Raw genomic sequence first — 25753 nt, forward strand, 5'->3', positions numbered from 1 at the left:
GTTGTGTCTCACCAGCTTCCTGAGGAACCGCCACCACCGGACGAGCCGCCGCCGCCCGAAAACCCTCCGCCACCACCGCCCGACGACCAGCCGCCGCCGGAACGGCCCGATGACCAGCCGCTGCCGGTGCCGGTTGTCCAGACGCCGCCCGAGGACGCGGAACCCGACCTTTGGCCATAGCGAAACGTCATGCCGAGCCACTTATACACGCCCGGCGACAGCTTCGTGCCGAAGATCGGCGGCAGGAACGCCATCGCCAGGCCGCCTAAAAACAGCGTCGCCCACACGATGATGAACAGCGCGACGATGGGATCGACGGCATTGCTTTCGGCCGGATTGCGGGTCCCGCGCGCCTCCAGTTCTTCCGGATTGCCTTCCAGCACCATGACCATGTCGTCGACGGCCTTGGCTATGCCGCCGGAGAAGTCGCCGGCGCGGAAGGCCGGCACCATGTCGTTTTCGATGATTAGCTTGGTGTGCAGATCGGTCAGCGTGCCTTCCAGCCCGTAGCCGACCTCGATGCGCATCTTGCGGTCGTCCTTGGCGACCAGCAAAAGCACGCCATTGTCCTCGCCAGCCTGGCCGAGATTCCAGGCGCGGAACAGACGATTGGCGTAGGGCTCGATTTCCTCGCCGTCGAGGCTAGGAACCGTCGCGACGACGATCTGGTCAGAGCCCTTGGCTTCGAAATCGGCAAGCTTCCGGGTCAGCGCCGCTTCGGTCGCGGCGTCGATGATACCGGCATTGTCGACGACCCGTCCGGTCAGAACAGGCAATTCAGCGGCGAGAGCGGTGAAGCCGACCAGCAGCACCGCCATGGCCGCCAAGGCAGCGCCGATCGTCGCTGCGAAACGGCCGGAAGCTGGTGAGCGGATGGCGCATCTTGTCATGCCGTCACCAGCTTCCCGATGAGCCGCCGCCGCCGGACGAGCCACCGCCGCCGGAAAAGCCGCCGCCGCTTGAACCCGACGACCATCCCCCGCCAGAACTTCCCGACCAGCCGCCAGATGATCGCCGGCCCGGCTCGAAGGTCATGCCCAGCCAGCGATAGCGGCCGGGGCCGAGTTTCCGGCCGAAGATCGGCGGCAGGATGGAGGCGGCGATGCTGCCGAAGAAGATGATCGCCCAGATGCTTATGAAGATCGCAAAGAACAGATCGTCGGTGTTGAATGGCGGCTGCTGGTTGCGTTCGCCGCGCGCTTCCAGTTCTTCAGGATTGCCTTCCAGCACCATGACCATGTCGTCGACGGCCTTGGCTATGCCGCCGGAGAAGTCGCCGGCGCGGAAGGCTGGCACCATGTCGTTTTCGATGATCAGCCTGGTGTGCAGGTCGGTCAGCGTGCCTTCCAGTCCGTAGCCGACCTCGATGCGCATCTTGCGATCGTTGTTGGCGACCAGCAGAAGCACGCCATTGTCCTCGCCGGCCTGGCCGAGTTTCCAGGCGCGAAACAGACGATTGGCGTAGGGCTCGATCTCCTCGCCGTCGAGGCTATTGATTGTCGCGACGACGATCTGGTCCGAGCTCTTGGCTTCGAAATCGGCAAGCTTCCGGGTCAGCGCCGCCTCGGTCGCGGCGTCGATGATAGCGGCATTGTCGACGACCCGCCCGGTCAGGGCAGGCAATTCGGCGGCAAAGGCGGTGAGGGGGAGAAAGAGAAGGCTTAGGACGATGAACAGGAATGCCAGGTTGGCGTTCCTTCGCGCCCCCCTCTGTCCTGCCGGACATCTCCCCCACTTGGGGGGAGATCGACTATCGCGGCCGTTTTCGCCAACTCCTGAAGCTGGTGAATGGTCGCCTTCGCAAGCACTGCCAATCTCCCCCCTCGTGGGGGAGATGTCCGGCAGGACAGAGGGGGGCGCGAAAAAGTGCAAGGTCAACAGGAGACCAGATCTAATGAGCGATCACCCGCCCTGCTGCGTGCCGAAATCGACCTTCGGCGTCTGCATCTTGTCTTCCTCGATGGTGAAGTTGGCGAACGGCTGATTGTCGCGGAACCACAGGGTCGCCCAAATCACCGACGGGAAGGTCCTCAACGTCAGATTGTACTCCCGCACCGCCTGGATATAGTCGCGGCGGGCGACCGCGATGCGGTTTTCGGTGCCTTCGAGCTGCGCCTGCAGCGCCAGGAAATTCTGATTGGCCTTGAGATCGGGATAATTCTCCACCACCGCCAGCAACCGCGACAGCGCGCTGGTCAGGCCGGCTTGACTGTCCTGGAATCTCTTGACGGCTTCCGGATCGCTTAGCGTTTCCGGCGTCACCGTCACCTGCGTCGCCTTGGCGCGCGCCTCGACCACGGCATCGAGCGTATCCTTCTCGTGCGCGGCATAACCCTTGACCGTCTCGACCAGATTGGGAATGAGGTCGGCGCGGCGCTGGTACTGGTTCAGCACCTGGCTCCATGCGGCCTTGGCGTTTTCCTCCGCCGTCGGGATGGTGTTGTAGCCGCAGCCGGCCAGTAGCGGCAGCACGATCGCCATCATCAGCAAAGCAGGCAGATTGCGGAAGACGAAAGGGGAGGAAAGGGCAAGCATGGAAAGATCCCTCAATGAGACTAATCGGCGAAGCATTACCACAATCCGTGCGCGAGAACATGACCTCCGCTGGGAGCCCTTACTGGTCCTTTCATCATTCACCGCCAGGCCCTGTGATTGGCCGGGCGAACGGGTTAAAGTCGCCGTGAAAGCAGGGCATTGCCATGGCGGAACGCCAGGACAGCGACGACGAATCGCGCCGCATCATCGAGCGCGTGGCACGTGAAACCGACCCGGGCGGCACCTCGTTCATTGCGCGGACCGCGAAGGGCGCGCGCGATCACGTCACTGCTGCAGACGCCGACCAGTCGGACCCGATCGAATATTGGGGCACGCGCATTGGCCGGGCGCTGGGGTTCGTTATCGCCATTGGCCTGTTGATCTGGCTCGTGGTTTTCGTCAGCCAAAGTTAGGAACCTCGTGAGCACTGAAGAACACGACGCGCCGCGCGCGGTCATCGTCATTTCCAGCCATGTCGCGCGCGGCTCGGTCGGCAACCGCGCCGCGGTCTTTGCGCTGGAGACGCTAGGCTTTCCGGTGTGGGCGGTGCCGACCGTCATCCTGCCCTGGCATCCGGGCCATGGACGGGCGACGCGCATCGTGCCGCCGCTCGATCAATTCAAGGCGCTGATGGCCGATCTCGAGCGCGCGCCATGGCTGGGCGAGGTCGGCGCGGTGCTGTCCGGCTACCTCGGCGAAGGCGGCCAGGCCGACGCCGTCGCCTCGCTGGTCGGCGCGGTCAAGGCGAAGACGCCGGACGCCGTCTATATCTGCGATCCGGTGATGGGCGATTCGGGCGGGCTCTTTGTGCCGGAGACCACCGCCATTGCCATGCGCGACCGGCTGATGCCGATCGCCGACATCGCCACGCCCAATCGCTACGAGCTGGAATGGATGGCGGAAGCGCCGCTGCCCGACCTGAAAGCGGTGATGGCGGCCGCCCTTCATGCCGGGCCGTCGACCATGCTGGTCACTTCCGCGCCGGCGATGATGGCCGGCGGCACCGGCAATCTGCTGCTCAACGGCAACCAGGCGCTGCTCGCCGAACATCGCCTCATCGACAACCCGCCCAATGGCCTCGGCGACCTGACGGCGGCCGTCTATCTGGCGCGCATCCTGTCCGGTCAGCCGGCGATCAAGGCACTGCAGTCGACCACGGCGGCGGTCTACGAGATCCTGGCGCGCACCGCCAAGCGCGGCGGCGACGAATTGCAGCTCGAAACCGACGCACAGAGCTTGTCGCACCCGATGGCGATGGTGCAGCTTCGCCATCTCCTGCATCCGGGGCGGGACAAAAGAGCGTGACTGTTGTCGGCGTCGATGGCTGCAAGGCCGGCTGGATCGCCGTTCGCCGCGATCCGGGCGCAGCACCTTCGGTAGCCGTTTTTCCCAGCTTCGCAGCACTGCTCGACGCATTGCCCGCCGATGCGACAGTCGCTGTCGACATGCCGATCGGCCTGCCCGATCTTTCGCAAAACGGCGGACGCGGGCCTGAAGCGCTGGTGCGGCCGCTGCTTGGTAACAGGCAATCCAGTGTCTTCGCCATCCCCTCGCGTGCGGCGCTTTACGCGCATACAGATGGCTTCACCACGATCGGGGCCTGGTATGCCGCACATCGCCAGGCAAGCGAAGTGGCCAAGGCGACCTCCGATCCGCCGCGCGGCGTCTCGATCCAGGCTTTTGGCATCTTTGCCAAGATCCGCGAGATCGATGCGGTGCTGATCGCGCGTCCCGAACTGCGCAGCCGCGTCTTCGAATCGCACCCGGAAGTCGCGTTCTGCCGGCTGAACAACGATCAGGCAATGCACTTGCCGAAGAAGATCAAGGGCGCCGTCAACCCGGCCGGCATGACGGAACGCAAGGCGCTGCTTTGCCGGCACGGTTATAGCAGGGGCTTTCTCGACCGGACGCCGCCGCGAGGCGCTGCTGCCGACGACTTTCTTGACGCCGCAGTGATGATGCTGATCGCCGGCCGTATCGCCAGCGGCGAGGCAAGGCCGTTTCCGGATCCGCCGCTCGCCGACCGTTTTGGCATCCCTGTGGCAATCTGGGCATGAATTTCTTCGTCCCATCTATCGGCGAGACAATCGCATTGGGCGAAGGCCCCCTCATCCGGCCCTTTCGGGGCACCGTCTCCCCAGCTGGGCTAGCGTGCGCACACATTTGCGTCTTGGGGAGAAGGTCGCCGTAGCGAGGCCGGATGAGGGGGCCTTCCAGCATGGCAATTGCAGCCATCCGCGATTCGGCATTGCTCGCGACCGGCTTTTGCCGCTAGAGCCTTCCTGACTTAAAAGAGCTGCCGCCTAACCCGGAAAGGCTCCAGACGCCGCCAATGCCTCATCTCCCTGACCATCTGCTCACCGGTTACCGCAATTTTATGAGTGGCCGCTATCTCGCCGAAAGCGGACGCTATCGCTCGCTCGCTCGCGAGGGCCAGGCCCCCGAAACGATGATCATTGCTTGCTGCGACTCGCGCGCGGCTCCCGAGGCGATCTTCGAGGCTGGCCCCGGCGAACTCTTCGTGCTGCGCAATGTCGGCAATCTGGTGCCGCCCTATGCGCCCGACGACCAGTTCCACTCGACCTCGGCGGCGCTCGAATTCGCCGTGCAGAGCCTCAAGGTGAAGAACATCGTGGTGATGGGCCATGGCCGCTGTGGCGGCATCCGCGCGGCACTCGACAGTACGGCAGCGCCCCTGTCGCCCGGCGACTTCATCGGCAAGTGGATGAGCCTGATTGCGCCGGCAGCCGAGACCGTGTCGTCCAGCACCTTCATGACGGCGACCGAGCGGCAGACCGCGCTCGAGCGCATTTCGATCCGCTATTCGATCGCCAATCTCAGGACCTTTCCCTGCGTCTCGATTCTGGAAGGCAAGGGACGGCTGTCGCTGCACGGCGCCTGGTTCGACATCTCGACCGGCGAACTCTGGGTGATGAACAAGGACACCGGTGACTTCGAGCGGCCGGAGATGACGTAGGAGGGTTGCATGGTATGCCGTTCGATCACCTTGGCCGCAGCGGCGCTGCTGTTTTCAGTCATGTCCGCCCGCGCCGATGACGGCGCGCTCATCGACCGCTGGTACGCGGCGCTGCTGGTCGCCGATCGCACGGAATTGTCGGATCTGCTTGCCGACGACGTCCGGATAAAACTCGACGATCTCGGCGTCGTCCAGACCAAGCAGGAATTCATCGCCTCCATCGACGACTGGCAAGGCGCTGTCGCCGGGGCTGAAATCCGGCATCGGATCGAGAAGACCGAAGGCGGCGTCACCACCGTCATCGCCTGCTATGATTTCCCCAACAACGACATGCTGATGCAGGAAACCTTCGCGATCGCCGATAACCGCATCACCGCCAGTTCGCAGGCGGCGATCGCGGAAAACTGCGACGGCTACTGACCGGCCGCGATATTGCGTGCGGCAAGCCAGCGCCTTACATCGGTGATGGTCCCGCCTTGCCTCATCCCGCCACTCAGCGAAAGTTTGCCCATGCCGTCCGCCGTCGACCTCGCCGCCCATCCTCTGACCGCCTGGCAAGGGCCGCTCGGCCTGCCCGATTTCACCCGCATCGGCGACGGCGATTTTTTCGGGGTTTTCGGTGCGGCATTAACGGCGCATGAGGCCGAAATCGAGGCGATAGCAGGCAATACCGAGACGCCGACCATCGAGAATACGCTTGCAGCACTCGAGCTCGGCGGCGAGGCGCTCGACCATGTCTCGTCGATCTTCTGGTGCCGGGCCGGCGCCCACACCAACGAGGCGATCCAGGCGCTGGAGCGCGACATCTCGCCAAAGATGTCGCGGCATTTCTCGGCGATCTCGATGAACGAGAGGCTGTTTGCCCGCATCGACGATCTCTACCAGCGCCGCGAGGCCCTGAAGCTCGATGCCGAAACGCTGCGGGTGCTGGAAAAGACCTGGAAAAATTTCGTCCGCTCCGGCGCCAAGCTCAACGCCGAGGGCAAAAAGCGGCTGGCGGCGATCAATGAGGAACTGTCGTCGCTCGGCACCACTTTCGGCCAGAACCTGCTCGCCGACGAGCGCGACTGGGCGCTGTTCCTCGACGAGGCCGACCTTGCCGGCCTGCCGGAATTCCTGAAAAGCGCGATGGCCGAGGCCGCCGAGATGCGCGGCCAGAAGGGCCGCTATGTCGTCACCCTGTCGCGCTCGATCTACGAGCCATTCTCGACCTTCTCTGAGCGCCGTGACCTGCGCGAGATTGCCTTCCGCGCCTTCACCATGCGCGGCCAGAACGGCGGCGCCACCGACAACACCGCCGTGGTGCGCGATATGCTGCGTCTCCGCGCCGAAAAGGCGAAGCTGCTCGGCTACGCTTCCTACGCCGCCCTGAAGCTCGACGACACCATGGCAAAGACGCCGGAGGCGGTGCATACGCTGCTCGACCCGGTCTGGGAAAAGGCGCTGGAAAAGGCCGCAAGCGACCAGATCGAATTGCAGCGGCTGGCGGCCGAGGCCGGCAGCAATGAAGAATTCGCCGCCTGGGACTGGCGCTTCTATCAGGAGAAGCTGCGCGCCGAGAAGTTTGCCTTCGACGAGGCCGAGCTGAAGCCCTATCTGCAGCTCGACCGCATCATCGACGCCTGTTTCGACGTGGCGACAAAATTGTTCCGCACCACCTTCGAGGAAAAGAGAGGCATTGCCACCTGGCATCCGGACGCACGTGTTTTCGTCGTCAGGAATGCCGACGGCAGCGAGCGCGGTCTGTTCTTGGCCGACTATTTCGCGCGGCCCTCAAAGCGCTCCGGCGCCTGGATGAGCGCGCTGAAGTCCGGCTACAAGCTTGGCCATGGCTCCAAGCCGGTCATCTACAACATCATGAATTTCGCCAAGCCGCCGGAAGGCGAAGCAGCACTTTTGTCGGTTGATGAGGCAAAGACCCTGTTCCACGAATTCGGTCATGCGCTGCATGGCATGCTGACCGACGTCACCTGGCCATCGGTCGCGGGCACCTCGGTCAGCCGCGATTTCGTCGAACTGCCCTCGCAACTCTACGAGCACTGGCTGACGGTGCCGGCGGTGCTGGAAAAGCATGCGCTGCATGTGACGACCGGCAAACCGATGCCGAAGGCGCTGGTCGACAAGATGCTCGCGGCGCGCACCTTCGGCGCCGGCTTCGCCACGGTCGAGTTCACCGCCTCAGCACTGGTCGACATGGCCTACCACGCGCGGCCGGATGCGCCGGAGGAGCCGCTTCGTTTCGAATCCGAAACGCTCGAAAAGCTCAACATGCCCGACACCATCGCCATGCGCCATCGCACACCGCATTTCGGCCACATATTTTCCGGCGACGGCTATTCGGCAGGCTACTATTCCTACATGTGGTCGGAGGTGCTCGACGCCGACGCCTTCGCCGCCTTCGAGGAGACGGGCGACCCGTTCAATCCGGCGCTGGCCGAGCGGCTCAGGAAAAACATCTATGCCGCCGGCGGTTCCAAGGACCCGGAAGAACTCTACACCGCCTTCCGCGGCAAGATGCCGTCGCCCGAAGCGATGATGGTCAAGCGCGGGCTGGTCTGAACAGCGAAGCTGCCAATCTCCCCCCTTGGGGCAGGGCAATCGCATTTGGATTCTTGCGAAGGTGGACCCCCACCCTAACCCTCCCCACAAGGGGGAGGGAAAGCTGCCGCGCGCCTTTACTTTCCCCTTGGCGCCGAAAGGCAGGCAATTTGCCGAGGTCAGCGCCACCGGAAGTCTCCCTCCCCCTTGTGGGGAGGGGTTAGGGGTGGGGGTACATCGTAGAGCGAAAGCCTCGGCTTTCCACCTGCGATAGCCCTGCCCTTGTGGGGGAGATGCCAAGTCTTGGCAAAGAGGGCAGGACAGAGGGGGGCGAAGGAATGGGACGGTTCAATCGCCACCCAGCGCCTCGATGGCTTTCGCCAGCGCAGCCGGATCGCCGAGGATGCGCAGCGTTTTCAGCCGGGCCGTGCCGCCGGCGACGACCGAGACGGCCGATCGCGGCACTCCCAGCGCCTTGGCGACCAGCCGTTCGAGCGCTTGATTGGCGGCGCCGTTTTCCGGCACGGCGCGGACGCGCGCCTTCAGATGGCTTCGCCCGTCTGCCGAGGTCTCAATGCCTTCGAGCCTGTCCATCGCCGCTTTCGGCGTCAGCCGGACGAACAGGTCGACGCCGTCGTTACGCATGCGAAACGACGCGCTCATGGAATGCCGGATCAAACGACCAGCGGCGCCACCGTGGTGAGCAGGAACTGCCGCAGGAAGAACAGGATCAGAAGCAGGATGATCGGTGAAATGTCGATTCCGCCGAGGTCGGGCAAGAAGCGGCGGATAGGCCGCAGCGCCGGCTCGGTCAGCCGGAAGAGCATGTTGCTGACGCTATCGACGAACTGGTTGCGCGAGTTGACGACGTTGAAGGCGTAGAGCCATGAGAAAATCGCCGAAGCGATGATGATCCACCAATAAATGTCAAGCGCCAGGACAATGGTCTGAATGAGGGCTATCATGCCGGTCTCCGATTGGTTGCCGACATGTAGCCATTGCGGGCGAAGGCGGCAAGAGCAGCCATGTGCCGCACGCCAGGAGGATGACATTCTGCGCCGCTTTTTGGGCAAAACGCAGTCTTGACAGGAAACCGCCGCGCCCGATAAATGCGCCCATTCCGCTGGACGGGGCTGTAGCTCAGCTGGGAGAGCGCGTCGTTCGCAATGACGAGGTCAGGAGTTCGATCCTCCTCAGCTCCACCAGCGGAAATTTACCCCTAATAAAATCAATAAGATAGCTGTACCGGCGCACCCCGAACACGCTCTTGCGGAAGGCCGCTTTGAGCTTGGGGCTTAAACCTGGCCATCAAGCCATTCTCGCAGATCGCGGTCCTCGTGACCTTCAGCGATAGGTGGGGATGGTCTCGTCCTAACGTACCAGATCACGACAAATCCACCGGCCGCCCACGCGCCAGCAAACACGTCTACGATGATGTCCGTCACTTCAAACCCCTAAGCCCAACCCACATTTCGCTCGACCGAAATCGCTCCACAGGAGCAAAATCAGGTCGTTGCCGGAGTGGGCTGGCGCCCCGCCTGGGGGAGTCATGCTGTTGTCAGATGCCCAAATCAGCCGCATCTTTGCAGCGGCCCAACGCAATCTGCATTTTCTCAACGGCGTGGTCGGCGCCTCGCAGGCCTCGCTCGGCCGCATCGACAATGGCCTCGACATCGCTTCGAGCGCATGGTTGATCTGCTGGCTTCCATATCTGAAAAAACGAAGCGTTGTGCCGGGAGGAGGAATGGAGCTTCGGCTGGACAACAAGGTGGTGCTGGTCACCGGAGCGACGCAAGGCATTGGCCGGGCGATCGCCGAGGCGCTGGCGCGTTCTGGTGCCGGCGGCCTGCTGGTCACCGGCCGCGAGCCCGTGCGCGGCAGCGAAGTGGCGACGTCGCTCTCCCAGGCAGGCACGCCAACCGCATTCTTCGCCGCCGATCTGGCGGATACCACGGCGCCGGCGCGGCTGGTGGAGGAATGCGTCGGCCGCTTCGGCCGTATCGACGCGCTGGTCAACGCCGCCGGCCTGACCAACCGCGCCTCGTTTCTCGATGCCGACCTCGACGATTGGGCGGCGCTGTTCGCCGTCAATGCGCGGGCGCCGTTTTTTCTCATGCAGGCAGCCATCACGCAGATGCGCAAGCAGGGTCAAGGCGGCGCCATCGTCAACATCCTGTCGATCAACGCGCATTGCGGCTCGCCCGAACTCGCCGTCTATTCGGCCACCAAGGGCGCGTTAGCCACACTCACCCGCAACGCCGCCAACGCGCATCGTTTCGACCGCATCCGCGTCAACGGCATCAATGTCGGCTGGACCGACACGCCGGCCGAACGCATCATGCAGGCCGAGACGCTGGGGCATGGCCCGGGCTGGATCGACGCCGCCAACGCGTCGCAGCCTTTCGGACGCCTGCTGGCGGCCGACGAGGTGGCCAACCTCACCGTCTTCCTGCTCTCCGACGCCTCCGGGCCGATGACCGGCGCGCTGATCGACCAGGAGCAATGGGTCGTCGGGGCGAACCGGTGACGGCTTCCGCATCGCCCGAAACGCTAGGCCCGCACTGCTTAGCCGGCTTCCTCCCGCCGTCCAAAAGCCGTCCTACGACCGGACGGCGCTGGCCCCGGGCATCGCCCATATCGGCGTCGGCGCCTCACACCGCTGCTTTGCCGGGTGGCGCGGCCTGGCGGACTGGATCGCCGCCAACGATGATTTCCGCACGGCTGTCACGGCCAGTCACGACGGCTTGCTCTGCGACGATCCGATGGCGTTCGTCGGACAGGTTTGCGCATTGCCGGCTGCCACACGGTTGAAGCGGCCCGCACAATCGGCATAGTAGATCGGTCGTGGATCACGACCAGGGGAGGGCAATATGAAGCTCGGACTGCTCACCGCACCGTTTGCCGACACCCCGCTCGGCGAGGTCGCCGATTGGGCAAGTTCTGCCGGTTTTGAGGCGTTGGAGATCGCCTGCTGGCCGAAATCCTCGGGTGCTGCCCGGCGCTATGCCGGCACCAGCCATATCGACGCCGCCTCGACCTCGGCCTCGCAGGCGAAGGAAATCGCGGCCGCACTGGCGGAAGAGAACCTGTCGATCTCGGGCCTCGGCTTCTATCCCAATCCGCTGCATCCCGATGCCGCCCACCGCAAGGCCGTCATCGATCATTTGAAGAAGGTGATCGTGCTGGCGAGCCATATGGGCGTGCCTGTCGTCAACACCTTCTGCGGCGGCGACGCTGCAAAAACCATCGACGCCAACTGGCAAGAGGCGCTCAAACTGTGGCCCGCCGTCATCGCCCATGCGCGCGACAACGGCGTCAAGCTGGCCTTTGAGAACTGCCCGATGATCTTCAGCTATGACGAATGGCCGGGCGGCCACAACATCGCCTATTCGCCCCATATCTGGCGCCGCATTCTAGAGGCGTGGGGCGGCGACGTCGGCATGAATTTCGACCCGTCGCATCTAGTCTGGCAGATGATCGACCAAGCCCGCTTCATCAGGGAATTCGGCCCGTACATGCTGCATGTCCATGCCAAGGACCTGATGATCGATCATGATGGACTTTACGAGCGCGGCATCCTCTCGGCCGGCATGGGCTGGCAGGTGCCGCGCATGCCGGGGCTTGGCGATGTCGACTGGAATGTGATCTTCTCCGGCCTCTATCGCATCGGCTACGACGGACCCATCATCATCGAGCACGAAGACCGGCGGTTTGAGGGGAGCGATGAACAGGTCAAGCGAGGCTTTCTGCTGGCCCGCGACGTGCTGCGCCCCTTCGTGAAATGACACCCTTTTCGAACTGAACTGAGATCAACGTGGAGGAAGACTGAAATGAAAAAATATCTGGCAATGGTCCCGCTGCTCGCCGGCGCGGCGTTTCTGGCTTCGGTGGGCGTCTCGTCCGCTGAAGCCAAATACACGATCGGCGTCTCCAACACGGTGCAGGGCAATGGCTGGCGCGAGGAGATGATCTGCGCCATCAAGGCGCAGGCGCTCGCCTCCGGCCAGGTCACCAAGCTCAACATCGCCCATCGCAACACCGACGCCGCCGGCCAGCTCGAGGACATCCGCAACCTGATCAGCGCCAAGGTCAACGCCATCGTCGTCAACCCGGCCGATCCGGCCGGCATCAAGTCAGCCCTCGAGGAAGCCACCAAGGCCGGCATCGTCGTCGTCGCCGTCGACCAGGCGGTCACCGAGCCCTCGGCCTACATCATCTCCAACAACCAGGAGCAATACGCCTATCTCGGCGCCAAATGGCTGTTCCAGCAGATCGGCGGCAAGGGCGACGTCGTCTACATGCGCGGCGCCGCCGGCGCCTCGGCCGACAGCGACCGCGACAAGGGCTTCAAGAAGGCGCTTGCCGAATTCCCCGACGTGAAGGTCGTGCACGAGGTCTTCACCGGCTGGCAGCAGGACCAGGGCAAGCAGCAGATCCTCGATTTCATCGCCACCGGATCGCCGTTCAACGGCATCTGGACCTCGGGCATCGACAATGTGATCGTCGACGCGCTGGTCGAGTCGCAGACGCCGCTGGTACCGGTGGTCGGCGCCGACAATGCCGGCTTCGTCGGCCAGCTGAATTCGGTCGAAGGCCTGGTCGGCGCGGCGGTGACCAACCCCGGTTCGATCGGCGGCGCCGGCGTGACGCTGGCGCTGCAGATCCTGAACGGCAAGAAGCCGGCGGAGCAGACCGTGCTGGTCGAGCCGCAGCTCTGGGAGAACGCCACCGAAGAGGGCAAGGCCAAGCTGAAGAGCGTAGCCGATCCGTCGCTGAGCCCGGAATGGCCGGTCTCGATCTCCATTCCGGAGTGGACCACCTACACCAAGGACCAGATCATCGCCTGCAAGGGCCCGGGCGAGTAATGATCGCTTCGAGCCGCGCTTCTGCCTTCTCCCCTTGTGGGAGAAGGTGGATCGGCGCGCAGCGCCGAGACGGAAGAGGGGTGTTGGAAGGAATGAGACGTTGGTGTTCCCTGGAACACCCCTCATCCGACCTCGCTTCGCGAGGCCACCTTCTCCCACAAGGGGAGAAGGCAGAAGCGCCGACTCGGCCGGCACCGTCAACCGTAGACGGCCAACCGATCATGGCTCCATAACATTTGGAAAGCTTGGAACGAGAGCAACGCGATTTTGACCACCAACCCCCTCCTGGACGCCACCGGCGTCGTGAAGACTTACGGCGCCGTGGTGGCGTTGCGCAACGCGTCGCTGTCGGTTCTGCCGGGCGAGGTTCACGCCCTGATGGGCGCCAATGGCGCCGGCAAATCGACGCTCGTAAAAATCCTGACCGGCGCCATCCGCGCCGATGCCGGGCATATCCTGATCCGCGGCGAAGCCCGCGAAGTGCGCTCGCCTGCCGATGCGCGCCGCGCCGGCCTGCTTCCCGTCTATCAGGAACCATCGCTCATCCCCGATCTCGACGTCGCCTCCAACCTTCGCCTGACCGGCACGCCGGTCGAGCCGTTCCGCGCCTGGGTGCGCGAACTCGGCATTCCCGACCTCGACATACGCGACATCGCGCGCGACATCCCGCTTGCCGTGCTGCGCGTGCTCGATCTGGCGCGCGCGCTGGCGGTCGAGCCCGACGTTTTGCTGCTCGACGAGATGACCGCAGCACTGCCGGCAAACCTTGCCGAAAAGGTACTTGAGGTCGTTCGCCGCCAGGGCGACAGCGGCCGTTCGGTGATCTTCATTTCCCACCGTTTTGTGGAGATATCGGCACTTTGCGACCGCGCCACCGTGCTCCGCGACGGCGAGACCGTCGGCGTCGTCGACATCGAGCCGGGCGTCGAGGAGCGCATCGTCGAGATGATGCTCGGCGCCAGGATCGAAAAGACGCAAGTGGCGGCGCGCCAGGCGAGCCAGGCCGCTTCGCCTAGAGATAGCCGCGCGCGCCTCGGCGTGGCGAACCTTCGTGTCGGCACCAAGCTCAACGACGTCTCGTTCGACCTGGCAAACGGTGAGGTCGCGGGCGTCGTCGCGCTCGAGGGCCAAGGCCAGGACGAGCTCTTCGCCGCGCTTGCCGGCTCGATCCGCCCGTCCGGCGGCACCATCGAAGTGGATGGAAAGCCGGTGAAATTCGCGCATCCGGCGGATGCGATCCGCGCCGGCATCGCCTATGTGCCCGGCGACCGCACCGAAGCGCTGACCATGCAGCGCTCCGTGCGCGAAAACATCGCGCTCCCCTTCAGCGCCGCCTTGCGCAACTGGGGGCCGATCAACATGGCGCAGGAACGCTCCAGGGTCGTCAGTGCGATCGAGCGTCTGCAGATCGACACGCGCGCCCAGCGCGAGGTACAGCGCCTGTCCGGCGGCAACCAGCAGAAGGTGACGATCGCCCGCTGGATCGCCGCTGAGGCACAGACCATCCTCTGCTTCGACCCGACGCGCGGCATCGATGTCAGGACTAAGCAGGAGATCTACAAGCTGCTGCGCGAACTCGCCGACCAGGGCAAGTCGGTGCTGTTCTATACATCCGAGCTGGAGGAGGTGCAGCGTGTCTGCGATCGCGTCATCGTCATCTTTGGGGGGCGCGTCGTCGATGTCTTCCCTGTCGAACTCGCCGACGAGCCGGCACTGATGCGCGCCGCTTACGGCTTGCCGCGCGGCGCTAAGGAGGACGTCGGTATCCTTGCCGATATCCACTCGAGCCCGGTGGCGAAACCTTGACCCGCCTCGTCCGTCGTCAGGGCTGGGTCGCCGGCCTGCTTGTCCTGTTCGTGGTCCTGTTCGTGATCACCAAGCTCATCCAGCCGGGCTATGGCAGCGGCGATTTCGGCTCGCTGGTGCGCGCGGTGCTGCCTTACGCCTTTGCCGTGGCCGCCCAGACGATTGTCGTCATCGCCGGCGGCATCGATCTTTCCGTCGGCGCCATGATGGCGCTGACCAGCGTCACCGCCGCCTCGATGATGGACGGTGCCAGCGAGGAATACGCGGTTTTCGTCGTGCCGTTCGTGCTGGCCATGGGACTGGTGCTGGGCGCCGTCAACGGCATGCTGATCGTCGTCACCCGTGTGCCCGATATCGTCGTCACGCTGGCCACCCTCTTCGTCCTGCAGGGCGCGGCGCTGCTGGTCCTAGGTGCGCCCGGTGGCGCGGTGGCCGAATGGCTGAGGGCGACCATTGTCGGGACGGTCGCGATCCCGGGGCTGCCTGAGATCTCTGCCTGGATACCGAAGGCGCTGGTCCTGCTCGTCGTCTTCCTTTGCATCATCTGGATACCCCTCAAGCGCTCAAAACTCGGCCTTTCGATCTACGCCATCGGCAGCAGCGAGCTCGCGGCATTTCGCAGCGGCGTGCCTGTCGCGCGCACCAGGATCATCGCCTATGCCCTGTCGGGGCTTTTCGCTGCCATGGGCGGACTGGCGCTGACCATGAGCACAGGCATCGGCGCGCCTATCCCCGGCCCCTATCTTCTTGCCAGCGTGGCGGCGGTCGTGCTCGGCGGCGTCGCACTTGGCGGCGGCAAGGGCGGATTGCTCGGCCCGATCGTCGCGGTCTTCGTGCTGCGGCTGGTACGCACCGACCTGACGCTTCTGGCCATCGATCCCAACGTCACCGCGATCATCGAGGGCGCGATCATGGTCGCCGTCGTCATGTTCGGCGCCTTCATCACCATGCGGAGCCGGCAATCATGAGAGGTGCCGTGACGCTGGTTTACGGAGTCGGCGATCCTTCGTGCCCCCCTCTGTCCTGCCGGACAGTCCGGCAGGACAGAGGGGGGCGCCGTAGAGCGCCATCCTCCCCCAACCGGAACAGCACCAACATCGGGCAAAACCAATCGCGAGCAATCTCATGAGCACAACCGCGATCCAACCCGTACCCTTTGGCCGCCGCCTCAAGCGCTTCATGGCCGACCGGCCGCTGATTCCCCTGATCATCCTGCTCGTCATCCTGGTGCTGGTTCTGCAGATCCTGCGCCCCGGCATCGTCAACGAGCGGTGGCTCGCCAACACCGTCAAGTTCGCCATCCCGCTGGCAATTCTTGCCGGCTGCCAGACCATGACCATGCTGACCGGCGGCATCGACCTGTCGGTCGGAACCGTGGCGACGATGAGCGCCTTCATCATGGCGACGCAGGTCGTCCATCATGACCCGGCGGTGGCGATTCTCATCGCACTGGTGCCGGCGGTGCTGATCGGCCTGGTCAACGGCATCGGCGTCGGCGTGTTTCGCGTGCACCCGCTGATCATGACGCTCGGCACCAGCCTGATCGGCACCGGCTGCCTGCAGGTCTATCAGCGCACCGTCATCGCTTCGGGCGCCAAGATTCCGCCCTTCCTGGCCTGGCTCGGCACCGGTCTCACCTATGGCGTGCCCAACGCGCTGCTGTTGTTCATCCCCGTCGCCGTCCTCATTGTCTTCACCTTGCGCCGCACCGGCTTTGGCCGTCTGATTTACGCAGTCGGCGACAATGAAGGGGCGGCGCGCCTGTCCGGCGTCCGCTATTGGCAGGTCATCACCGCGCTCTACGTCATCTCGAGCGTGCTCGCCGGCATCACCGGGCTGCTCTATATCGGCCTGATCAAGGCGCCGTCGCTGTCGCTGGCCGAACCGCTGGTGCTGCCTTCGGTGGCCGCAGCCGTGATCGGCGGCACCTCGATCTTCGGTGGCCGCGGCGGCTACACCGGAACGATCGTCGGGGCGCTGATCCTCACCGTGCTGACAACGCTGCTGACTATCTTGCAGATGCCGGAGGGCGCGCGGCGGATGCTGTTTGGGCTTATCGTGCTGTTCGTGACCGCGGCGTATTTGCGGATTATTGAGGATCGGTAGGGGGTGCTGAGGCGAGCAGTTGCTTTGATCCGAAGCAGACTCTCGCAAACGGAGCCGCGCATGACAGCTTTGGTCAGCATCTCGGCCGTTAAGGTCAGCTTTGCCACCGCCTGGAAGCGGACATAGCCGGCGACTACTCTGGTCGCGGTTGCGCTATTTCCGGACCAACATCGAGGCGACCCTGTCGGTCGCCTCTCCGACTCGTTGGCCGATCTTCGTGTTGCTTCGCTGCAAGGACCGCACAGGGGTTAGCGGTTCGACGTCGCTGCGGGCGAACATAGTAGAACGGGGTCGCCAGTTCATTATCAAAAGATCTGACCGTCATTGAGCTTTCCTGAAAGGCAAAGGCCGCTTGGACGTGGGTGCGAGAAACTCATCAAAAGCGTCGCGCTTCTCGGGCCATTCCCGGCTGCGGCGGGTGAGGCGCCGCGCCCTGGACATATTCTCGACGGAAAAACGCCTCGAAGCGCCCGGGAACCGACCGATTGGGAACAATCTTACCTGTTTCAAGGTTGGAGATGCGCAAGGGACTGCTCTACGGAATCATTGTCCAGATGAAACGCCATTTTCGGATTGTTTTGGGTGCCGTGGTCGGCCTCACATTGACACCTGCTCCGCTTCCCGCACTTTCGCGCGACGCCCAGCCGCGCGCCGCACCCCTCATTCTGGCCCAAACCCAGTCTCCCGAAGAGGAAGAACTGCTGCGCAGGAAGAAAAGAGAGGGGGCCAAACGCGACGAGCAGCGGGCTCCCCGGGCAGAAAGGCCGGCGCAGCGCGAGCGGGCCGAGCGGCCTGCGGCGCGGGAGCGCGAAGCCGTCAAACGGCGTACCGCCGAACCCGAGCCCGCGATCACCGAGGAGCGCCTGAAGAGGCGCAAGGACCGCGAAGCCGTCAAACGGCGTGCCGCCGAACCCGAGCCCGCCATCACCGAGGAACGCCAGAAGCGGCGCAAGGAGCGCGAGACCGCCAGACAGCGCAGCGCCGAACCCGACGCGCCCGCGATCGCCGAGGAGCGCCTGAAGCGGCGCAAGTACCGCGAAGCCGTCAAACGGCGTGCCGCCGAACCCGAGCCCGCGATCACCGAGGAGCGCCAGAAGCGGCGTAAGGAGCGCGAGGCCGCCAGACAGCGCGCCGCCGAACCCGACGCACCCGCGATCGCCGAGGAGCGCCTGAAGCGGCGCAAGGACCGCGAAGCCGTCAAACGGCGTGCCGCCGAACCCGAGCCCGCCATCATCGAGGAACGCCAGAAGAGGCGCAAGGAGCGCGAGACCGCCAGACAGCGCAACGCCGAACCCGACGCGCCCGCGATCGCCGAGGAGCGCCTGAAGCGGCGCAAGGACCGCGAAGCCGTCAAACGGCGTGCCGCCGAACCCGAGCCCGCCATCATCGAGGAACGCCAGAAGAGGCGCAAGGAGCGCGAGACCGCCAGACAGCGCAACGCCGAACCCGACGCGCCCGCGATCGCCGAGGAGCGCCTGAAGCGGCGCAAGGACCGCGAAGCCGTCAAACGGCGTGCCGCCGAACCCGAGCCCGCGATCACCGAGGAACGCCTGAAGCGGCGCAAGGAGCGCGAAGCGGCGATGCGTCGTCCCGAAAACGCCGCCAGGCTCTTCGACAGCGCCAAGGAAAAGCCGGTGAGGCGCAAGCCGGGCGGCGCCGAGCCGGACCAGTCCGCTCGGGCCAGGCCCGAGCGGCTGCCCGAAAGCGACGCCGCGGCGCAGGCGCGAGCCTCGACAGATCCAGTGCAAATCGGCTCCGTCATCTCCGAAGAAGGCCGCCGGATCGAACGCCCGCGCAGGGAGCGTCCCGAGGTTCCGGAGGGCGCGGAACTCGTGCGCGAGGTCAACAACCGCTTCATCTTCCGGACCAACAACACCTATTTCATCGAGCGGCCCCGCGAGGAGCGCTTCATCATCGACGCGCGTGAGGTCTACTACGAGGAACTGCCGCGCAGCCGGCAGCGCGAGGTTGTGGTCCGTCCCGACGGGACGCGGATCGTCACGATCCGCAACCGCTGGGGAGACGTCGTCCGCCGCGTGAAGATCCTGCCCGACGATCGCGAGATCGTCCTCGTCTATGTCGAAGACGACTATTACGACGAGGTGCTGGAATGGCGCGATCCCGGCCTCGACCTGCCGCCGCTCGATCTCGACATTCCGGTTCGCGACTACATACTGGACGCGGAATGGGTTGAGGACCCCGAGGACTACTATACGTTCCTCGACCAGCCGCCGGTCGAGCAGGTGGAGCGCACCTACTCACTTGACGAGGTCCGGCGTTCGGCGCGCATCCGCGACAAGGTCAGGCGCATCGATCTCGACATCATCAATTTCGAGTTCGGCTCGGCCCAGATCCCGGAGGGCGAGATCGGCAAGCTCGAAGGCGTCGCCGAGGCCATGCAGCGCCTGCTCAAGGAGAACCCGGGCGAGACCTTCCTGATCGAGGGCCACACCGATGCGGTCGGGGCGGAGGTGGCGAACCTGGCGCTGTCGGACCAGCGGGCCGAGGCGGTGGCGACCGCGCTGACCAACGTCTTCGACATCGCGCCCGAGAACATGGAGACGCAGGGCTATGGCGAGCAGTATTTGAAGGTTGAAACCCAGGAGCCCGAACGCGAGAACCGGCGCGTCGCGATCCGCCGCATCACGCCGCTGGTCGCACCCGTGGCGAGCTCCGAATAGGCTCCCACCCTTGTTTTGAGCGTGCCGGGAAGCTAGCGCCAGGCTCACCATTGCAACGTCGAGCGGGCCAAATAGACGACACGCATCTAGTCCGGTCACCGGATTAATTGACGCCGAGGAAATGGGCGGCGCTCGGGCGCGTTAGAGCTGGCGAAGACCTTGCCGGGCGGGCCGATCTCGTGGATGCGGCCTTCATGTATGAAGACGGCGCGGCTGGCGAGACGCATTGCATTGGGTGACCATCAAGAGCGTTATGCCGTCGGCGGAGCACCTCGGCAACCAATTCGGGGTCAGGTGCGGAGGTGATCTGGTCGATGGCGCCACGGTTAGGCGTGAAGAACTTCACGACCGGAAAGGGATCATGGTTCGGATCGTGAGCCTGTTTGCAAGCAAGGCTGGGGCGACAAGATAAAGGACCACAGCGATCATCACGACGCCAGAGAACCCGATATGCATGGCAAGCAGCGTGGCGAGAATCGCGCTTAGCACGGACGCACAGCCGTTGATTCCCCACGCCCAGGGAATGAATGTCTCCGAATGCGCGCCGACATGCCCGAGGCCGAGGGGAAACGGCATGCCCATAAAAAGAGCGAGCGGCGCTATGAGAAGGAGCGCGATCGCGATCTTCGCGGCGTCCGGGAACGCCAGCAGCCTTTCGAACAATGAGGGCAGCGCGAGAAGGTAGGTGGCAGCCAGGACCGCGATAACCCCGACAGCGAGGGCGATGCCGCGCACCGCCGACCCGCGCCCGACCGCCGCGGCCCAACGTGCGGCAACGGCGCTACCGAGACCGGCGAAGGCGAGGAAGCCGGCAAGCACGACAGCGACAGCGTAGAACGGATGACCGAGGAACAGCACAAAGCGCTGGATGAAGGCGATTTCGATGAAGAGGAAGGCTAGCCCCAAGGCAAGGAAGTAGAGCCCGAAGCGCAGCCGGTGCAAAGCTTTCCCGAGCGCGTGTCTGCGAATCCATAGCGGCAGGAGGATCAGGACGGCGCTGAGGATGGCAGCCTGGACCAGAGTCGTCACGAGGATCAGGTAGCTCCAGTCGAGCATCGCTGCCCCGCCCTGGGTGCGCAGGGCTAAGAGTTCGGGCAGGGCGCGCCAGCGGAAGAAGTCGAAGAAATAGGGCCGATTGTCGGTGGCCGGTGCGATGGCGAACTTGTAGCGCTCGATGAAGTCGGCGCGTTCAGGGCCGAGGAGCGCGAGGGCTCCCTCGTAGAGATATTCCTGATCGAGCTGGTTGAAGTGGTTCACGTCGCTCGCGGAGATGCCTGGCACCCAAGAGATGTCGAAGAAGTTCTCGGCCGCGAAGCTGCGAATGGCCGCAATGTCTTCGCCTTTGAACGGCGACTTGGCGACGAGCAAAGTTCCGGTATTCCAGCTCCGGATCAGCGCCAGGTGCCGGTCCGGCTCGGCCACGCCTTCCGCCTCGAGCGCTGCTATGGCGGTGGCGAACAGCTTAAGGCTATCACGCGGCGGCACTCGCAGCCATCGTGTGATAGCGACGACACCATCTGGTCCGAGAATCGCGAGGTAATCCCGCATTGCCTCCACGGTATAGGTGTAATTTTCATGCAAGCTCTGCACGCCGGCCGCGGCCGCGCTGAAGGAATCGAGGAGCGGCATCTGGATCAGGTCGTAGCGCTCGCCAGCAGTCGCAGCGAAGGCGCGCGCCTCGGCCAAATGCAAGCGCAGGTTCGGTCGGCTGAAGATACCGCCAGCGAAGTCGGCGAAGCGATTCCGAGCCAAGTCGATCATTTGCGGGTTGACCTCTACCGCATCCACGGTATCGGCCCCGGCGCGTAGCGCCAGCAGCACCTGCTCGCCGCCCCCGGCGCCGAGGATTAGCACCCGCGGCCGCTCGAGGATGCGGTACGGCAGCGCCGCCGTTGTCCGGTCGAGATAGGCGACCTTCGCCGGATCGCCTCCATAGGCGGTGATCGCCGCAATACTGTCGCCATCGGTGAAGACGGCGAGTTGCGCAGGCGGCTCTTGGGTATTGGCAAGGCTGAGGCCAGGCGCATAACGGAAGGGGATGGTCGGACTCTCGACAACCGTCAGCAACCCGAGCGGGCTCGACCGCTCCTCGATCACCCGCGCGTTCGGAACCTCCAGGGCTATGCGGAGGCCCTTATACTGCGACATATGCGGCTCGGGGGCCACCCAGGACGGCGGTAGCGATACTGCAACGAACGCCGCTGCCAACCCAAGGCCGCCCGCTGCGAGCCACCGATGGCGGACCATGCCGAACGCGGCAAAGGCAGCCGCCGCGAATGCCAGTGCTGCAACGAAACGCAGCGCCGTAGATGGAAAGACCAGGAACAGGAGCCCGACGATACCCAGCGCACCGATCCCTGCGCCGGCCAAGTCGAAGGCGTAGACGCGTCCGATCTGTCCGGGATGGCGGCAGAAAGCAAGGCCGACGCAGGTCGCGCCAAAAAAGAACGGCAGGATCAGAAGCGCATAGTTGGCCGCGAGCCAACCGAGCTGTCGCGGATCCCAGATGATCTCGAGCGCGTTGAACGGCAGACGTTCGGCGATGGCGAAGCTGGCGACCGCGGTCATGCCGAACAGCGCTGCCGACGCCGCGAAAGCAGCCGGGTAGCGCTCCACTAGCCAGCGCTGGGCAAGCGCAATGAACGTACCGCTCGCGCCGAAGCCCAAGAGCGCGATGCTGATGATCATGTAGGCAAAATGGTGCCATTGAACGATCGAAAACAATCGCATCAGCAGCAGTTCATAACCGAGAACCGCTGCCGAAATGAGACCGACTGGTAGCATGCGGCCCGCTCTCACCGGGAGGGACCTCCCCGCAGCGGAACGAAGCTCACCGGCAGCAGCTGCCGGGTCGTGATGCCTCCGTCTCGTCGCTTCTCGACGAGCATGAGAAACTGGGTTGCAAAGGGGCCTCCCACGGGGATGACCATCCGACCTCCTTCAGCGAGCTGCTCGACAAGCGGCGGCGGAATATGGCTGGCAGCCGCGGTCACGACGATGCCGTCGAAGGGCGCGTGCTCAGGCCAGCCGTAGTAGCCGTCGTCCACCTTCACCTCGACGTTGTCGAAGCGGGGCACCGCAAGTCGTGCCGCTGCCCTCTTGCCCAGTTCCGGGATAATCTCGATCGAGTAAACCTTGGCGGCGAGGGGCGACAGGACGGCTGCCTGATAGCCCGAGCCGGTGCCGATCTCGAGGACGGTGTCGCCAGGCCGGACATTGATCAGGTCGGTCATAAGCGCGACGATAAAGGGCTGCGAGATCGTCTGACCGTGCCCGATCGGCAGGGGCCGGTCATGATAGGCCGCACCGCGCTGCGCCTCGGGTACGAAACGCTCGCGCGGCACTGTGCCCATCGTCTTGAGCACCGCCGGATCGATGCTGTGTGCCCCGGAGCGGGCGTGTCCCTTTATCGTCTCGATCATGGCCGCACGCTCGGCTGCGCGGTCCTGGGCGGGCGCCGATGTCGAAACGAAGGCGGCAGCACTCGCGAGAAACGCGGCCAGCAACGCCCGGCACTGGGCTAGAGCACTCATGAACCTCTCCTGGCCCACGGCGTCGAGAACAAAGGCGGCGGCCTTTTGAAGCAAACGCTGCTCCGATCTCACACCAAACATGTCGCGGCACCAGGTCCGGATCAACCCCGTTGGAGGTTGGTGGTGCGTCAGAAGGCGTCTTCCGCCTCAGGCGGCGACCGCAAATGGGACGGCAAGCAGCCTGACCGCATTACGCATCCTTCACGGGTACCAAGGACCTCGCGGTTACCTGCCTGCAAGTCCGCTATCCATTTTATTGCAGCCCCTCCGACGAATCGACACGAAGGTCCGGAGCGGGTCAGATCACGTCGATGCCCACGGAGGCCTGAAGGTCCGCTTCCAAAAAAATCCAAGCCTCAAAGTGCCAGTCCGCTATCGACCGAAACGCGACGTCTGAGTAGCGGTTCGGCGATGACCGCTCTTGGCGGCGCTTTGCTGATGTTGAGCGACGTCAGCTTTCGCCCAAACCGCATCAGCTCTCACACAGCCAAGCTCCCCTGCTCCGCCTCCTCCGCATTAGGATCCCCCGGTGCCGTCGCCCAGGCCAGTTCGACGAGCGTCACGATCCGCCGGCCAAGCCCATCAAGCTGGCACACGATCAGCCCCTGCTCCTCGATATAGGTCAGCAGGCGCCGGGCGCGGCGCAGCGAGTGCGAGCCATAGGCGCGGGCGATCGCCGCGTCGCTCGGGCAGGGCCAGCCCTCCTTCGCCGCGCGGGCGATCATCATGAACACGCCCTGCATATCCTCGGGCAGCAGCGAGGCGCGGACCGAGACATCCTGCCACGCGTCATCCCCTGCCATGTCGGAGCCGAGGCCGGCGCGGGCGCGCGTCAGCATGCGGCGGAAGGCGGGCAGGTCCGGCACGATCGAGGCGAGGCCCTCGATCCGGCAGCGGACCACGAACTCCTGATAAAGCACGCCGATGACACGGAAGCCCGCATCGGGCTGCGCCAGGAGGCGGCTGATGCTGTCGGAGGGAAAGACTGCGAGCAGCGCGGCGTTCGCGGTCGGCTTACGAAAGCGTGTCGCAGTTCATGCTCGTCTGTTCGGCCGGACCGCCTGTTCGGAATGCCAAAGAGGCAAGAGGCAGAACCTTGGCCGCCGCTTGAGCAAGCCGTGAGCAGCGATGAAGCGGGTCGGGCGACGGCAAAGGTCGTCCTCAGGAGGGGATAGCTAAGCGGTCGGCCGGAAATAGCCGATGTCGCGCTTGCCTTGCCACGAAACATGCCGTCCGTCAGGCCCCTCCACAGCGTTAATCATCGCGCACGTTCCCGCTGATCAGCGCGAAAATCAGCGTGGAGCGATCTCTGCGACGAGATCGTTCGTCGTCTTGACCCCAGCCATGAAGCCGGCGGCATTGAATTCGTTCATGACGAAGAAAGCGCCGACGCCGCGTGTCGGTGCAATCGCAACATAGAGAAACATGCCTTGCAGGCCGCCGCTCTTCTGGAGGATGAGCGGGCGATGCTCGTTGGGGAGCATGATGACCCATCCGAGACCCATGGCGTCCATCGGGCCGCCGTCATCCAGCCCCACCACCGACGCGAGCCCGTCCCGGTACAAAAAAGCCGCGTGGTTCACGAGGCGGAACTCGGCGTCGGCCGCGGAAGGCTTGTTGTCGACATGCCAGTTCATCCAGCGCAGCAGGTCGGCCGCGGTCGAGTACAATCCACCGGCGCACTCCATGGCTGTGCTCGTCGGCACGATGGGCATGGCGCTGCCGTCGAAGTTATGGCCCTGCATCAGGCGCGGCTCGTCCTCCGGTCTTGGGTTGAAAACCGTGTCTTGCATGCCGAGGGGATCGAGGACACGCTCCCGAAGGACCTCGGCATAAGGCTTTCCAGAGACATTCGCGAGCGCCGCTCCGAGGAGGTCGTATCCGAAGTTCGAATAGAGAACGGCGGTGCCCGGCGCGAACAGCAGCGGATTGTCCTTGAGGGCGGCAATCTGCGCCTCTTTGGTGTTCGTAGAGAAGGGGTCGGAGGGGGGCGCCTCGGCCACTGGCACCTCCCGCGGAAGGCCGGAAGCTTGCGCGACGAGATCGATCATGCGGAGGGCACGGCCATCCTTCTCAGGGAGCGTGACGTCCCAGCCAAGGCGATCCTGCAGCCGGTCGGTGAGTTGTACCTTACCGTCGATCGCCAGCGAGGAAAGCACACTGCCGCAGAACACTTTGCTGACGGACGCGATGCGGAACATTGTGTCGCCGTCGGGCACTTTTTCACTCCCGTCGGCAATCTTGCCGAAACCGGCCAGGGCCGTCTCGCCGTTGCGCACGGCGCCGAAGATCAGGCCAGGCACCTTGGTGGAGAGATACAGGATCGTACCGTTGAACTGCACCGCTTCCGTCAGCAGCTTGTCCTCAGCATGTCCATAAGAGGGAAGGGTGACGGCTGCGATTGCCGTCAAAGCGATGGCCATAAGTCGGCGCGATCGAGACAAACGCATTGCCAAAATCCTTTGATAAAGCTGCAGAATAAAATCTTCGGAAAAAGAGCCGCCGCGTAGTATCTTACCATCTCTCCCGAAGCAGGAGATGTCAACAGAACGAACCGAAGGGGGTAATCGGCGGCGGTAGCGTAGTTTCGGCGGCTATTTGCGCTACAGTCCTGCCGTATTTCTTGTCCTTTGTCAGTTGATCGGGGCTGATCTCTTCATTAGCAAACCGGCCCGCGGGTAATTTAGAAGCTATGTAAAGCCCCGTCGGCAG

General features: G+C 64.3%; 22 protein-coding genes, 1 tRNA gene and 2 pseudogenes. 15 read left to right on the forward strand and 10 right to left on the reverse strand.

The genetic code is table 11. The features are described 5' to 3' along the window. Positions 1-8: 8 nt before the first annotated feature. The 3 genes from CIT26_RS27660 to CIT26_RS27675 all read right to left on the reverse strand — a co-directional run bounded on the left by CIT26_RS27660 (position 9) and on the right by CIT26_RS27675 (position 2535). The gene (locus CIT26_RS27660; RefSeq protein ID WP_095495496.1) at positions 9-890 is read right to left on the reverse strand and encodes a TPM domain-containing protein; all 882 of its coding nucleotides are present in this window, start codon (positions 888-890) and stop codon (positions 9-11) included. 4 nt (positions 891-894) lie between these two features. Next, positions 895-1686 (reverse strand): TPM domain-containing protein, encoded by a 792-nt coding sequence (locus CIT26_RS27665; protein WP_095495776.1) that lies wholly within the window; start codon positions 1684-1686, stop codon positions 895-897. A gap of 216 nt (positions 1687-1902) precedes the next feature. After that, complete coding sequence (locus CIT26_RS27675) at positions 1903-2535, reverse strand: LemA family protein (RefSeq protein WP_095495497.1); 633 nt, start codon at positions 2533-2535, stop codon at positions 1903-1905. 164 nt (positions 2536-2699) lie between these two features. Here CIT26_RS27675 and CIT26_RS27680 point away from each other — a divergent pair, with 164 nt between their 5' ends. The 6 genes from CIT26_RS27680 (at position 2700) to CIT26_RS27705 (ending at position 8071) form a co-directional block, all read left to right on the forward strand. Continuing rightward, positions 2700-2948: a hypothetical protein gene (locus tag CIT26_RS27680; protein ID WP_095495498.1), complete on the forward strand. Its 249-nt coding sequence runs from the start codon at positions 2700-2702 to the stop codon at positions 2946-2948. Positions 2949-2955: 7 nt separating this feature from the next. Continuing rightward, the gene (gene pdxY, locus CIT26_RS27685) at positions 2956-3840 is read left to right on the forward strand and encodes a pyridoxal kinase PdxY (RefSeq protein WP_095495499.1); all 885 of its coding nucleotides are present in this window, start codon (positions 2956-2958) and stop codon (positions 3838-3840) included. Then, positions 3837-4592, forward strand: a complete 756-nt coding sequence (locus CIT26_RS27690; RefSeq protein WP_095495500.1) for a DUF429 domain-containing protein — start codon at positions 3837-3839, stop codon at positions 4590-4592. Before pdxY ends, CIT26_RS27690 begins: the two co-directional genes overlap by 4 nt. 275 nt (positions 4593-4867) lie before the next feature. Then, complete coding sequence (locus tag CIT26_RS27695; protein WP_095495501.1) at positions 4868-5512, forward strand: carbonic anhydrase; 645 nt, start codon at positions 4868-4870, stop codon at positions 5510-5512. A 9-nt stretch (positions 5513-5521) separates the two neighbouring features. Next, a complete protein-coding gene (locus CIT26_RS27700; RefSeq protein ID WP_095495502.1) occupies positions 5522-5932 on the forward strand; it encodes a hypothetical protein in 411 nt (136 codons plus the stop codon). 84 nt (positions 5933-6016) lie between these two features. Then, positions 6017-8071, forward strand: a complete 2055-nt coding sequence (locus CIT26_RS27705) for a M3 family metallopeptidase (protein WP_095495777.1) — start codon at positions 6017-6019, stop codon at positions 8069-8071. Positions 8072-8398: 327 nt separating this feature from the next. Here CIT26_RS27705 and CIT26_RS27715 read toward each other — a convergent pair whose 3' ends face one another. Next, positions 8399-8713, reverse strand: a complete 315-nt coding sequence (locus tag CIT26_RS27715; RefSeq protein ID WP_095495503.1) for a DUF167 family protein — start codon at positions 8711-8713, stop codon at positions 8399-8401. 11 nt (positions 8714-8724) lie between these two features. Next, complete coding sequence (locus tag CIT26_RS27720; RefSeq protein ID WP_023800489.1) at positions 8725-9015, reverse strand: YggT family protein; 291 nt, start codon at positions 9013-9015, stop codon at positions 8725-8727. Positions 9016-9179: 164 nt separating this feature from the next. Between CIT26_RS27720 and CIT26_RS27725 the strand changes: the two genes are divergently transcribed. The 8 genes from CIT26_RS27725 to CIT26_RS27760 all read left to right on the forward strand — a co-directional run bounded on the left by CIT26_RS27725 (position 9180) and on the right by CIT26_RS27760 (position 19508). After that, a tRNA-Ala gene (locus CIT26_RS27725) sits at positions 9180-9255 on the forward strand. 539 nt (positions 9256-9794) lie between these two features. Next, positions 9795-10577: an SDR family oxidoreductase gene (locus tag CIT26_RS27730; protein ID WP_095495779.1), complete on the forward strand. Its 783-nt coding sequence runs from the start codon at positions 9795-9797 to the stop codon at positions 10575-10577. Between the two features lie 343 nt (positions 10578-10920). Next, positions 10921-11835 carry a sugar phosphate isomerase/epimerase family protein gene (locus CIT26_RS27735; protein ID WP_095495504.1) on the forward strand — a complete coding sequence of 305 codons (915 nt, stop codon included), beginning with the start codon at positions 10921-10923 and terminating at the stop codon, positions 11833-11835. Positions 11836-11880: 45 nt separating this feature from the next. Beyond that, complete coding sequence (locus CIT26_RS27740; protein ID WP_095495505.1) at positions 11881-12915, forward strand: ABC transporter substrate-binding protein; 1035 nt, start codon at positions 11881-11883, stop codon at positions 12913-12915. A 267-nt stretch (positions 12916-13182) separates the two neighbouring features. After that, positions 13183-14721 (forward strand): sugar ABC transporter ATP-binding protein, encoded by a 1539-nt coding sequence (locus tag CIT26_RS27745; RefSeq protein ID WP_095495506.1) that lies wholly within the window; start codon positions 13183-13185, stop codon positions 14719-14721. Then, positions 14718-15689, forward strand: a complete 972-nt coding sequence (locus CIT26_RS27750) for an ABC transporter permease (protein ID WP_095495507.1) — start codon at positions 14718-14720, stop codon at positions 15687-15689. The genes CIT26_RS27745 and CIT26_RS27750 overlap by 4 nt, the downstream gene beginning before the upstream one ends. A 157-nt stretch (positions 15690-15846) precedes the next feature. Next, positions 15847-16827, forward strand: coding sequence for an ABC transporter permease (locus CIT26_RS27755; RefSeq protein ID WP_095495508.1), 981 nt, complete (start codon positions 15847-15849; stop codon positions 16825-16827). Positions 16828-17414: 587 nt separating this feature from the next. Next, a complete protein-coding gene (locus CIT26_RS27760; protein WP_245319597.1) occupies positions 17415-19508 on the forward strand; it encodes an OmpA family protein in 2094 nt (697 codons plus the stop codon). A 95-nt stretch (positions 19509-19603) separates the two neighbouring features. On the opposite strand, the pseudogene CIT26_RS37970 reads toward CIT26_RS27760, so the two are convergent. Next, positions 19604-19821: pseudogene (locus tag CIT26_RS37970) on the reverse strand (amino acid ABC transporter ATP-binding protein); the annotation flags it as partial. Between the two features lie 29 nt (positions 19822-19850). Continuing rightward, positions 19851-21716: a spermine/spermidine synthase domain-containing protein gene (locus tag CIT26_RS27770; protein WP_245319577.1), complete on the reverse strand. Its 1866-nt coding sequence runs from the start codon at positions 21714-21716 to the stop codon at positions 19851-19853. Between the two features lie 27 nt (positions 21717-21743). Between CIT26_RS27770 and CIT26_RS37975 the strand changes: the two genes are divergently transcribed. Next, positions 21744-22127 (forward strand): hypothetical protein, encoded by a 384-nt coding sequence (locus tag CIT26_RS37975; protein ID WP_245319578.1) that lies wholly within the window; start codon positions 21744-21746, stop codon positions 22125-22127. 176 nt (positions 22128-22303) lie between these two features. Here the strand turns inward: CIT26_RS37975 and CIT26_RS27775 are convergent, their stop codons facing one another. The 3 genes and pseudogenes from CIT26_RS27775 to ampH form a co-directional block, all read right to left on the reverse strand. Then, positions 22304-23041, reverse strand: a complete 738-nt coding sequence (locus tag CIT26_RS27775) for a protein-L-isoaspartate(D-aspartate) O-methyltransferase (RefSeq protein ID WP_095495781.1) — start codon at positions 23039-23041, stop codon at positions 22304-22306. Between the two features lie 479 nt (positions 23042-23520). Beyond that, positions 23521-24000, reverse strand: a pseudogene (locus tag CIT26_RS27780) (ATP-binding protein); the annotation flags it as partial. 333 nt (positions 24001-24333) lie between these two features. Next, on the reverse strand, positions 24334-25464 hold the full coding sequence (ampH, locus tag CIT26_RS27785) for a D-alanyl-D-alanine-carboxypeptidase/endopeptidase AmpH (protein WP_245319579.1): 1131 nt from the start codon (positions 25462-25464) through the stop codon (positions 24334-24336). Positions 25465-25753 lie beyond the last annotated feature (289 nt).

Source organism: Mesorhizobium temperatum, from assembly GCF_002284575.1.
Classification (GTDB): Bacteria; Pseudomonadota; Alphaproteobacteria; order Rhizobiales; family Rhizobiaceae; genus Mesorhizobium; species Mesorhizobium temperatum.